This window comes from Shewanella sp. GutDb-MelDb, from assembly GCF_002836075.1.
Lineage (GTDB): Bacteria > Pseudomonadota > Gammaproteobacteria > Enterobacterales > Shewanellaceae > Shewanella.
Window position 1 is genome coordinate 1 of record NZ_PJBM01000161.1, and the last position, 12,715, is coordinate 12,715.

Here is a 12,715-nt window from a genome sequence, read left to right on the forward strand (position 1 = left end):
ATCCCATTTAACACCATCCGCTTTCTCAGAAATGGCCATTGCTGGTGCAGCCATTGCAACACCAGCTGCAGCTCCCATTCCCTTAATGAAATTGCGGCGTCCTAGCAGATCTTTATTACTCATCTGTCATCATCCATAGTTATAATCGACAACGAGATCATAATGCTGGAATCGATTCCAAAATGAGAGTTGCAATATGGTTTACAAAATACAACACATTTGTAATCAAGAAGTTAAAGGAAGGTTCCATATTTTTGTTTTTAGGGATATTAACTGAATTTTGGACTTGGTTCCAAACTGTGACATAGCGATAAAACAAGCCGATGGGAATAATAACGGTGCTATTTATTTTTGGTGTTCACCCTCGCCTTCACCTCCTAACGACCAAAGAAAGCATGCCTATTTACCATTCTGCGCACCCCACTACAAACGCACTAAAATCCTGATAAATAACAGTTAAAACCCATTCAGCTGAAAGTTATTGGTAGCACGATCTATCACATATTTTGATTCACCAAATAAACAGCTAAGAGATAAAGCCTCAGCATTTATGACGAGTAAATCATGCAAAATTTCAAGCCGAAAAAGATTAAAATAGTCTGGTGTAAGTGATTTTGAGGATGTCCAAAGTACGGGTTACATGTAATAGATGTTACACGCGCCGATACATGTGTAACATGCGGGGGCTCGGACTAATCTCAATATAAGAGGAATGCAAAACTCTTCTGCAACTGAATTGGCAATAAAAGCTAGTTCGGCGATGGCGAACATCATCCATATTTAAAAGACAGTTCGGTCTATCGCTAGATAGTTCTATCTTTCAACAAAACTTGGACGTTAACGACCGGAATAACACTGGGTTAAAAGCACAATACTTAAACCATAGATAGAAGAAATCATTGTAAAATAATAACTTTACTCTAGAGCTGTTGAACTGTTCTCGTTACAAAAAAGAAGCGCAACGCTCAACCCCAGCAGTTAAGCTATTTTGGAGCACGATGTGGCTTGTCACCGTTAGGCATTCCCTATGAAGATTACTTCTGCATAAGAGCAAATTTTTCAGCTAATTGGGCCGCCTGCTTAGGCATATTAGCTGCCTTAAATAACTCGATAATGCACTCTGCGGTACATAATCCGCCATCCACTTGGTTGCGCCTGAGGGTAAACAAAGAGTCCTGCTGTGAAGATATCGAATATTTCTGCGCATTTTTCAAATAATCACTTCGGCGCAGCATCTTTCGTGCTTCCTGCCACGTCGCATCGAGAATGACTAAGGTTGATGGCATTGCCGGTTCACTTTTCTGTTCATCATGCAGGACACTTGCGACTTGGCTGTTTTTTTCTGACGAGCTAACTAAAGCGGCTAACTCTGAAGGACTATCAATCTCTTCTGGAAACAACAGCGCACAATCAGCTGTTTGTAATTGTTTAACCAGTACGGCATCGGGCGAGGTTCTTGCCCATATGATCCGTGTGCAAATGTCAGGGAAGCATTCAAGTGCTAATTGCCCAGTGTTACTTGGACGTGTCACTTCACGCTCATGAGTTAGTAGAATGATTTGCAATGTCTGTACCCAAAAAAAGACCCAGCCAGATTATATCCCAAATGACCTCGGAAAGCAGAATCCAGAATGTGGAGAAATGGTAGAATTCAAGATCGTTAATTGCAGCTTCATTAACGACATACCCACCGTCTGTGGTGCTCTTCTGAAATCACAGCACACGTTATGCTAGGCTTTGGTATCCTCGGTCACGGCTCCTGCATTATTGATCCTGGACACATTTTGCTAATACTCATGTCACTCATACTCAGTTCGCGAATAAAAACGCGTATTTAATAGACCCTATTATCAAATGAATAATCGTCATTAATGAAAATCTCTTGAACGTACCACTAATTCATTCAGTGCCGTAGAAATATCAATTAGCTTGCCAGCCACAACATGAGTCACTCCAGATTTTCGTTCTAAAATACCACTCACCTTCATGATTTTAGACACCAAATATGCCTGCCGTTGCGCTCTTGCTGTTGCGCTCCAAACGATTAAATTCACATTGCCGGTTTCATCCTCTAGGGTAATAAACGTCACCCCTGACGCAGTGCCAGGCCGCTGCCTTCCGACAACAAGGCCAGCGACCGTGACCACTTGCCCGCTACGGCACTCATCGAGTTGTTCTGCCGTTAGACAATGCTGTAGACAAGGTTTATCCCGTAATAAGCTCATCGGGTGCTGACCCAGTGTGACTCCGGTATAGGCATAATCGGCTTGCATGGACTCAGCAATGCTCGGACAGGGTAACATCACCTCTGCCGCCTTAAATAATACAGCACGCGCTTGCGGGTCAATGTTGTTTGCTCGCGGAGGCTCCCCTTCAAACTCCGAGGCATTGTCAAATAAAGGTAAGCTTGGCTGACATGCCGATAACTGCCAACGCACTTGATGACGGTGACCTGCGACCTTGATAAACGCATCAGCACTGGCAAGTGTTTCCAGTTCATGGCGAGCGATGCCTAATTGATAAATCTGATCAATATGAGAAAAACCTTGCTCTGGTCGCTGCTCCATCAATTTATCAATTTCGTTTCTATTAAGCCCTTTCACCAATCGAAATCCTAAACGAATCGCCTTTGAGCCATGCGCTGCTGCCACGAGTGTATGTTGCCACTGGCTTTGATTGATACACACGGGTAACACAACAACGCCGTGGCGCTGTGCATCTTGGATCAATTGCGATGGGCTATAAAACCCCATTGGTTGGCTGTTTAATAATGAACAGCAAAATGCCGCGGGATAATGATACTTAAGGTAAGCTGACACATAGGCTAATAATGCAAAGCTTGCTGAATGGGACTCTGGAAAACCATACTCGCCAAAGCCCTTTATCTGCTTGTAGATCTGTTGTGAAAACTGAGCCGTATAACCTCGGCTTTGCATACCGTTGAGTAGCTTACCCTCAAACTGCTGTAATTCACCCGATCTCTTCCAGCTTGCCATCGCCCGCCGCAGTTGATCCGCTTCCCCACCCGAAAAACCCGCAGCAACCATTGCCAGCTTAATCACTTGTTCCTGAAAAATCGGCACGCCCATTGTTCGAGACAACACAGATTCAACCTCTTTGCTTGGGTAAGTCACCTTCTCTAAACCGTCTCGACGCCTTAAATAGGGATGCACCATATCCCCTTGAATGGGCCCTGGGCGGACAATAGCGATTTGCACCACTAAGTCGTAATAGCAACGCGGCTTAAGCCGCGGCAGCATTGACGTCTGTGCTCGCGATTCCACTTGAAAAACGCCGATACTGTCGCCACGTTGTAGCATGTTATAAACAGCGGCTTGCTCCCACTCCACCTGATCCATCGTAAAATTATGCTTGGGTGTGCTGAGCAGTTGAAAACATTTCCTAATAGCGGTCAGCATACCAAGCGCCAGTACATCCACTTTTAGTAGCCCTAGGCTTTCTAAATCATCTTTATCCCACTGAATCACGGTTCTATCGGCCATCGCTGCATTTTCAACGGGCACTAACTCACTTAATGGACCTGAAGAGATAATAAAGCCACCAACATGCTGCGATAAATGCCTTGGAAACCCTAAGATGCTCTGCACTAGCGGCAATAAATATTTGCCCATTCCCTCGGTTGGTACCAAGGATTTATCTTGTAGCTGGGTTAACCAATCCGCTTCACTGTCACGCCTATCAATGCTGTGCTGCATATGGTCTAAGTGCTGTTTATCGATGCCTAATGCTTTTCCAACGTCTGCCAGTGCGCTTTTAAAACGGTAACTTATCACTGTCGCTGCCAGCGCCGCCCGCTCTCTGCCATACTTGCGATAGATGTATTGAATGATCTCCTCACGGCGTTCATGTTCAAAATCAACGTCAATATCAGGAGGCTCATTGCGCTCTTTAGAGACAAAACGCTCAAACAGCATATTCACTTTTGTAGGGTCAACCTCAGTGATCCCTAAGCAGTAACAAACAACTGAGTTAGCCGCAGAGCCTCGCCCTTGATGCAAAATTTGTTGTAACTTGGCATATTGAACGATATCAAAGATGGTTAAGAAGAAGTATTCGTACTGCATCTCTTTAATCAAGATAAGCTCTTTTTCGTACTGCAATGTCACGCTTGTTGGAACATGGTCGTTAAAGCGGCGCATAGCTCCTTTATAGACTTCTTGCGCTAAATACTGACTCGCTGATAATCCACTCGGCACCACCTCACTTGGGTACTCATATTTAAGTTCATCAAGGCAAAAATCACACTGCGCGGCGATAAGTAATGAGTTATCAATCCACGCCTTTGGGTAGCGTTTATATATCGCACTCATCGGTTTAAGCGCCGTTTCGGCGTTGGCTAACAAACGCTCCCCCGCTTGTGAAAGTTCAGTGCTATAACGGATGCAGGTGAGTATGTCTTGCAGTTTCTGCCTTTGCTCGCAATGCATACGAACATTACCTGCCGCAACACACGCCATGTTTAACTGACTGGCAATTTGAGTCCACAACTGGATCTTTAATGCTTCGCCAGCCACTAAGCTGCGCTCCATCAGTAGATAACAACGCTGAGCAAAAACATTGCGGATAGACTGACCAATGGCGAGCATCTTAGTTTGATAAGCCTCTAGTTGCGGTGATAAATCGCCTAAATCACTGCGAATTGGATTAAGTGACGTCGGTTGCCATAATAAAATGGTGCGTTCTAAACCTTGCTTTAGTTCACTAAAGTGCAGTTGATATTCGCCTTTTGCAGCTCGGCGACGGCTGGTTGTGATTAATTGACTAATTTGCCCGTAACCACGGCGATCCATCGCAAGCAGCACAAACACACCTTCTGCTAATTGAAACTCCGCGCCCACCAGCAACTTAATCTGCTGTTTTTTGGCAGCCTCATACGCCTTCACGATGCCCGCAAATGAACACTCATCGGTAATCGCAATCGCTTTATATCCCAGTAATGCGGCTTGTTCGACCAACTCGTGAGGATGAGAAGCTCCTCGAAGAAAGGTGTAATTAGAGATAGCATGTAGTTCGGCGTACATTAGCCAAACCAGCCATGTAAGAAAAAACCACGGCTATCTTTAAATACCCAACATAATCCGCCTAGCTGATGACTCGCAATATAGTAATCACGGCATATGGCTGGCTCCTGCCACCAGTGTGTTTGCAGTCTTTCAGGTCCTTTTAACAGCTCAATCATCTCAATCGAGATCATTTCAGGTGTCGTCAACAACCAACTTGGACGGCACGCCCCCACGCTGAGGCCTGTCGTCGGATGGCCAAGATCAGAGAGTTGTTGCAATGACTTGATAACGGGTCTGTGCTCTTGGCTGGTAGCGGAAAGATCCGTTGCTTGCCAACTCTCTTCAGGTAAATGAGCAGAAGTTGCCAGCAGTCCTTTCACCTTATCGCTACCCAGTCTTGCTTGTAGCAGCGCCATCAGCCGCAAAGCTTTCTCTGAACGTTGCCCCTGAGCTGCCTGTTGTGGTCCAAACCAGTTGTCATTAGCAATCGTAATAGGTACAAACTTGTCGACAGAAATCACCATTTCAACCACAGGTTGATACAGAGTGACACGCTCTAGTTGCATACGGCATAAGCTTAATAAGTTATCACTGCGATGCTCGGCAAAGGGGTACTGAATAATAATATCAAGCTGACTGCGCTCGCTATCACGGTAGATGAGGGTCAATTTAAGCTGTTGAATCGCAAGTTGGCGTTGCTTTAAGTAGCTCGCCATCTCTTTGAGCATTCTACCTAACGGAAAAACAATCCCTTGCATCAATTCAACTTCATATAATAAAGACAGTTTTTGCAGATAAGTTTCCTCTGGCTCAAAATAGGTTAACGGATGCGGTAAAGCGCCCGAGATTTTTGCCAGAAGTTGCAGCAGCTTGGGGCCGAATCGTCGCCCTAGTTCCTTATCCGGTAAAGTGCACAAAGCCGCAAAAGAGGTCACGCCAATATCGAGAAAGCTTTGCCTTAAAAAGCGTGATATCGGTAGTGAGGCAATCGGTAATTGACTAAGTAACGCATGGCTCTTATCAGGATTAAGGGATTCACTTTGGGTCACTTCAGCCATGACTGAAGACTGCTGCGCGAGCAACTGTGCCGCTAAAGGTGTTTTGCCTATTGCAAGAGACACCTCTAAACCATAGGTTTTGGCTCGTTGAGCATATTGCTCAATAAGCTTATCAATACCATCGAAAATAAGCGCTATGGAACTGACTTCAAGCAACAGGGTGTTACAAACAAACTCATCGACATGTAACTTCGCACTCGATTGACCATCTTTGTGTGCATCATGCACCAAGGCGCAGCGCAGGGGCACGACGCGTGCACTAAACTCATAGCTCCATTGGCATAGCCAATCTGACGCTTGCTGATTAGTGGAGGCGTCGAACTCAGCTAACATCGCCGACGGCGTTAAACTTTGCGCGGTAGAAAGGCTCATCCCAACCGTCACTCCAGCTTTGTGACTCCCAGCGTCAAGTGCCAGCACGTGTAAAGACTTAGGGTCATACAATAGTACTTCAGCGCTTTGATTTAGCTCATTGCGGTAACAGAAGTATTGTAGTGCCCACTGTGGGTAATGAGCTGCTAGCCATAACATATCCATTAGCGACCATGCATTAGGTTAATGAATTTTGCTAGGTGATGTTGGCGCCCCTTGCTGCAGCGTTTTATAAGACTCTGTCCATCTATCTTGAGCAGAGTCGTTATAAGATGCAGCAAGCGATGGTTGACTGTGACGCTTTACCTCTGCTGACAATGTCGGTGTTACTAACGTTGCCTGCTCTATTGAATCGCTCACCAGTTCACTCAAAGGCGCTTTAAGATAATATGTCGGCTGCAGGCTTAATCTACGTGTTGGCTCAAGCTGCAACGATAAGTGGTTTTCTCGCTCAGCCTCAGCTGCATGATAAATAACAGAAGATGAATTAGCTTTTTTGCTCGCTCTCTCAGCGTTTACCGCATCGATGTGTACAGCCAATATTGATCGTCTGCTACTTGTGACTTTAACCGCTGCACTCTTATTAGTAACAGATAAGGTGTTAATAACAGATAGAACCTTATCACCCGCAGTAGACGGTAATAGTGGGCTACTGATTACAGCCCTATAATCCGCCAGCCCTTTAATTGCGCTAACTTGCGCTTGGCACAGATCCTGACCTATCAAATCGATATTAAGTGAGGCGCTACCGGACAAGTCATCATTTAGCGAAGCGTTATCAATCAAACAAGCACTGACACCCAATAGACTTTCTTTTAAATGAGGAGGCAGCAGCGGTAGACTAAAGACAGGGCTAGGCCAGCCACCACGGCGCTTAATAATATTGATTTCAGTCATCCCTAAATGACTATTTGAAAATCGACTTAAACTTGGCTGCTGGCGCTCAGTCAGCTTGGGCACTAATTTCAACATTGATGCTTCGACGATAACGGCTTTTTTGTTATTACTGTCATTGGCATTTAACGCCGAAAAGCACTGTCTTTGCAGCACTAAACGTAAATTCACTGGGTGTGACAGCTGTGCATTCGTTGTCGGTAAATAGAGCATACACAAGGCTTGGCCTTTCTCTGCAGCTAGCTGCAACCTTCTCGCCTCAGTTATCGATAAACTGTCTAGCCAAGCTAATACTAGTGGTACGCTGCCACTCGCTAACGCTTGTTCAATGGACCACAAGCGTTCTTTTCGCTCTTCAGTATCTATCCAGATCAAGCGTTCCACATCCAACCCTTGTTGTAACAAAGCTTGCGGCGAAGGGATGTGAGGCGGCGCCACCAGCATCACCATGGAATCATTAATTTGTGTTGATGACACACAGTGGCTTATAAGTTGTTTCAATAAAGGCAACACGATACTGAGCTCACCTTGACCCACACCATCACATAAAATTTCGCACACACCGATTTGTGGCCAACCATTATCAGCAAGATTTTTATCTAACAATGAAAAACCCGTCGGATAGGCTACATGTTGCTGCTGCCACTGCTGCCCACGCCAAATGTCTTGCCGTTCTAACAATTGATTTAAAGAACAGGTTCCTGTTGTATTAGCGCTGGTAGCGGTCTTGCATATTCGCTCAGCATTGACGATCACCGGCTTGCGGAAACTGGCACTATCAATCGGCTCTGACGCTTCTTTATCTTTTAATACCGAATATGCCTTTGCGCTTGATTGATCCATGTTTCCACCTGTCTGTGAGATAAAAAGTACTCATCATTTGAGGACCTACCCTTTGATAACAGGCGTTATGATCCTTAAATTTAAATACTGTATATGCATACAGTATAATTATCTTTATTGAGATCGCAAGTACTCGATTCAGATCTGCAAGCCAAAAAAAACGCCCCTCAATTGAGGGGCGTTAATAAATAATACTTTTATGTATCGTAATAAATTCTAAAGCAAGGACTTATTACTTATACTTTTTCACTTTCTTGAGCGCTATTTGCTGCTTTAACATCGACAGGTGATCGGTGAACACCACACCCTTGAGATGATCCATCTCATGTTGCAGTACAACGGCAAGAAACTCATCGGTATCGATCTCGAATGCTTGACCTGTGCGATCTAATGCAGTGACTTTTACGCCTTCATGACGATTCACTTTCGCACGATAACCAGGAATAGACAAACAGCCCTCTTCCCCTTGAAAATCACCACGCGTTTCTACCATTTCAGGATTAATCAATACCATCGGCTGATCGCGTTCTTCAGACAAATCGATAACTAAAATAGCATGCAAGCTACCGACTTGAGTTGCTGCAAGCCCGATACCATCCTCGGTGTCGTACATGGTTTCAATCAAATCATCAATAAAACCCTGCACCGCATCAATATCCTTAACCGGCTCAGCTTTTCGTTTAAGCCGCTCATCAGGGATCGTTAAAATGTCTAACACTGCCATATCATTATCACACTAGTATTAACTAAAAAATTTCGCGCTATTATGACCGAATCGACAATAAAGGCAACTCTTGCGAGTCTTAACTTACCGTACTCAGCCCCTGTTTGCCCCGAAAAGAGGCCGTTCAGATGGCAACCGTTACGATACTGAGAATAAAGTCGATAATATAAGCTCGGGAATTATATTAAATTACGGCGCTTCCCTTAGCGCGAAAACGATTCAAAATCACACAATACGATCCATTTTAGTAACAGCTATGTTAACATCCTTAAAAATGTATAAAGTATACGGATAATAATATGACACAAGCTGTGCGATCCCCCTTACCCCCGACATTCTTTGTCGCAAATACCATGGAGATCTTTGAACGACTCGCTTGGTATGGCTTTTTTGCCCTTTCATCGCTCTATATGACCTCGCCACAAAATCAAGGTGGATTAGGTTTTTCTGATCAAGAACGTGGCCTGCTACAAGGTATGATCCCCTTTTTCTTGTACCTTTTCCCAGTACTGACAGGCGCACTTGCCGACCGTTATGGTTACCGGAAAATGTTTCTAATTTCTTATGCCATCATGTGCCCCAGTTATTATATATTGGGTCAGGTCGATAGTTTTATGGGCTTCTTTGTTGCCTTCATGGGCGTAGCTGTAGGCGCTGCGTGCTTTAAACCTGTTGTAACAGGTACTGTCGCCCGTACCACCGATGACACTAACCGTGGCTTAGGTTTTGGCATATTTTACATGATGGTCAATATTGGTGGATTCTTAGGGCCATTCGTGGCGGGTTACGTGCGCGCCATTAGCTGGGACTGGGTGTTTATTATGTCTTCATTCTGGATCGCACTTAACTTTATCCCTGCTCTGTTATTCTACAAAGAGCCAACGGATCAAAATAGCCAAAAAGGTAAACCACTCAAAGCCGTTTTCAGCGATATTCAAGAGGTCCTCGGTAATGCTCGTTTCGCGATTCTATTTTTCGGTACGCTGATTATATTAATGTCTTTTGGCGCTAAATGGATCACCGGTGAAACGACGCTTATTATCTATGCCTGTTGGTTCAGTGCCCATCTTATTTGGGACAAGCTGGCTTCATCTCAAAAAGGCGCGCCATGGTATGGCCAAAAAATTAGCCTAGGTAACAAACCATTTGTTATCTACCTGCTTATTTTATCGGGCATGTGGATGGTGTATCAGCAAATCTTTATTACGCTACCTATCTATATCCGTGACTTTGTCGACACCACTGATTTAGTCTTGATGCTAGCTAACTACCCAGACTTACAGCAGTTCTTTGCGCCCGTCGATATCAGCTTACTGCAATCAGAAGTCACCCGCTTAGCACAAGAGTTCAGTGCTGGAACCTTAAATGCGAAGCAAGCCTATTTTGAACTGGTTCATGCCAAAGTGATGGTACCAACAACCGAAATAAGCCAAGCATTTACCGCTATTGGGCAAACTCCAGCCTTGGCAGTGCAATACGCCCAGAGCTGGGCCAGTGAACATCGCCAAGTGAACCCTGAATACCTTATCGGGCTTAACTTTTTATCGATTGTCATGATGCAACTAGTTGTTAGCCGTTTTGTTGAGCGCTTCCAAGCGCTTCCAGTACTGGTTGGCGGAACCATTATCCTCGCACTAGGCACAGCCATTGGTGGCTTAGCGCATGGCGCAATCATGGGCGGTGCAATGGTACTCACCTCGATTTTAGTATTCTCTATTGGAGAAATGGTTGCCTCACCAAAGAGTCAAGAATACGTTGCTAGTTTTGCACCTCATGATAAAAAAGCCATGTTTATGGGCTACTACTTTGTCTCATCGGCTATTGGCTTTTTACTGGCAGGTCCATTATCTGGCTACCTTTATAGTGAAGTTGCCAAAGGTGCTGAGCGCCCAGATATGATGTGGTTTATTATTGGCGGACTCGGTCTACTGACTGCGTTCGGTTTAATTATTTTCCATAAATTTGGCGTTACACCACACGCGCAAGACACCATTGACGGCGAGCTAGCTTAAGTAATTCTGCCTCAATTAACATGTTTAAAGCCCACACTAATTTCATTAGCGTGGGCTTTTTATTGTGTACGATGTTATTGCAACAGCATTAAAACTGAGAGCGAACGGCAAATACCCATTGGGTGTCATCAGTTTCAATATTTTCAAGCTTTTCCCAATCATACTGATAACGTACCACCCATGACCACTGAGGGTTCACTTGGTAGCCCATTGCTAACCAGGCCCTCGCATCAAAACGCTCAACACCATCAATCCCTGCATTACCTCTGGCATACAGTTCGCTGTACCAATGTTCGGTAATCGGTTTTAACACTGTGATACTGGCGTTAGCCGCGGTACTGTCGGTATAAGACTTAACCGCTAAATGGTTAACGGCAAACTCAGTAAATACTTGGGTATTTAACCAGCCTTTATGCTCATGCATCAAACCCAGTTGATACTGATAATGGCTGGCTTTTCCTTGAGGGGTATCGGTTTTACCATGATCAATCGATGCTCTAAGATGCCACTGATTAGAGGATGAATATAGATAACCCAAATGCCATTTATCACCTCCGGTATTAGTGTTGGCCGAAAATTTTTGATGGTCCGTCGCCAAGGTGCCACCAACGTTGAGTACATTGTCAGTAAAGCCAACATACAGCGAATCACTTAGGTTGAGCGGATCCGCAATATGACGATACTGCTCAGCCACAGCAGGTAGAGAAACAGTAGATAGCAACAGTAACGAGCTAAAGAGAGGGTTGATGACCTGCGCAGACATGATATATACCGTAGAAAAGCGCTATTATTACTTTAGCGCTAAGTCTCAGCAAGAACTTTTACCTTATATTACAACGTATTAATAAAGTAGCAGCATGCTGGCAAAAGTTTAACAGGCGTAACCAACCTTCGCGTTATCAACCGCATTAATGATCTGCTGACAATCTTGTGATAGATCCCGATACACGATAGAGTTTAAGAGAAAATAAAGGGATAGTGATTCATGGAAAGCGACAACAAAGCTTCACCTATGACGCAAATATGGCATATTGTGTCTATGATCCCTGCAGGGAATGTCAGTTCTTATGGCAAAATTGCAGATTTAGCCGGGCTACCAGGCAGAGCACGTTATGTGTCTAAGGCACTTAAAGCCGCACCTGAAACACTAGCCCTACCTTGGCATAGAGTGATTAACAGCCAAGGCAAGATTTCGTTTGCCGAACATACTCAACCTTTCAGGGATCAAATGGAGCTGCTACGCAGCGAAGGCGTTATCGTCAATCGCGGTCGAGTTAAGCTGTCTGATCATGAATGGCGACCTGATATGGCAACATTAGTGCTTTCGATACCGTTTTAAAGCACATTAAACACTGTTTTAAGGAGAGGTTTTTGTCTAAAAAGTCACGTATTTTATTTGCTGCTAGCTTGCTATTGACGAGCTATCCCCTCATAGCTGACACTACGCCTTTGACTCCCCACACAGCTGAATATCAAGTCAACTATGGCAGTATCGAACTTGGTCGCGCGCGTTATATTTTATCGGCCCCTGACGGAGGCGTATTCCAATACCGTTTCGACAGTGATGTCAGTCTGCTAATGCTCTCCGATCAACGCCATGTTCGCAGTGAATTCACACTCCAAGACAACCAGCTAGTGCCAATGCGCTACTCTGTCGAGAGAACTGGAACCGGGCCTGATTTTAGAGAGCAAATCGCTTTTGCTAAGGGGCAAAATGTGGTTCATAGCCGTTATAAAGATGAACGAGCAAAGTTCCCTTACGACGCCGAGCTGTTTGATGCTCTCATG

The 12,715-nt window shown here is 44.7% G+C and carries 9 protein-coding genes and 1 pseudogene; 3 read left to right on the forward strand and 7 right to left on the reverse strand.

All coding sequences use genetic code 11. The annotated features are described in order from the left end of the window. The 6 genes from CXF82_RS07030 to def all read right to left on the reverse strand — a co-directional run. A partial coding sequence (locus tag CXF82_RS07030; protein ID WP_145991669.1) for a twin-arginine translocation signal domain-containing protein occupies window positions 1–123 on the reverse strand: 123 nt, incomplete at its 3' end. A 911-nt stretch (window positions 124–1,034) separates the two neighbouring features. After that, window positions 1,035–1,565: a DTW domain-containing protein gene (locus tag CXF82_RS07035; protein ID WP_101091902.1), complete on the reverse strand. Its 531-nt coding sequence runs from the start codon at window positions 1,563–1,565 to the stop codon at window positions 1,035–1,037. A 303-nt stretch (window positions 1,566–1,868) separates the two neighbouring features. Next, window positions 1,869–5,042 (reverse strand): error-prone DNA polymerase, encoded by a 3,174-nt coding sequence (locus CXF82_RS07040; RefSeq protein WP_102043924.1) that lies wholly within the window; start codon window positions 5,040–5,042, stop codon window positions 1,869–1,871. Next, complete coding sequence (locus CXF82_RS07045; protein ID WP_102043925.1) at window positions 5,042–6,619, reverse strand: Y-family DNA polymerase; 1,578 nt, start codon at window positions 6,617–6,619, stop codon at window positions 5,042–5,044. Before CXF82_RS07045 ends, CXF82_RS07040 begins: the two co-directional genes overlap by 1 nt. Window positions 6,620–6,637: 18 nt before the next feature. Beyond that, the gene (imuA, locus tag CXF82_RS07050; protein WP_102043926.1) at window positions 6,638–8,191 is read right to left on the reverse strand and encodes a translesion DNA synthesis-associated protein ImuA; all 1,554 of its coding nucleotides are present in this window, start codon (window positions 8,189–8,191) and stop codon (window positions 6,638–6,640) included. Window positions 8,192–8,423: 232 nt separating this feature from the next. After that, on the reverse strand, window positions 8,424–8,915 hold the full coding sequence (gene def, locus CXF82_RS07055) for a peptide deformylase (RefSeq protein WP_102039725.1): 492 nt from the start codon (window positions 8,913–8,915) through the stop codon (window positions 8,424–8,426). A 299-nt stretch (window positions 8,916–9,214) separates the two neighbouring features. Between def and CXF82_RS07060 the strand changes: the two genes are divergently transcribed. After that, window positions 9,215–10,927 carry an MFS transporter gene (locus CXF82_RS07060; RefSeq protein ID WP_102043927.1) on the forward strand — a complete coding sequence of 571 codons (1,713 nt, stop codon included), beginning with the start codon at window positions 9,215–9,217 and terminating at the stop codon, window positions 10,925–10,927. An 88-nt stretch (window positions 10,928–11,015) separates the two neighbouring features. Here CXF82_RS07060 and CXF82_RS07065 read toward each other — a convergent pair whose 3' ends face one another. After that, entirely contained in the window at window positions 11,016–11,690 is a 675-nt protein-coding gene (locus CXF82_RS07065; RefSeq protein WP_101091896.1) for a hypothetical protein, read from the reverse strand. Between the two features lie 222 nt (window positions 11,691–11,912). On the opposite strand from CXF82_RS07065, the gene CXF82_RS07070 reads away from it, so the two are divergent. Continuing rightward, on the forward strand, window positions 11,913–12,266 hold the full coding sequence (locus CXF82_RS07070) for an MGMT family protein (protein ID WP_232775096.1): 354 nt from the start codon (window positions 11,913–11,915) through the stop codon (window positions 12,264–12,266). Window positions 12,267–12,298: 32 nt separating this feature from the next. Then, window positions 12,299–12,715, forward strand: a pseudogene (locus CXF82_RS07075) (DUF3108 domain-containing protein); the annotation flags it as partial.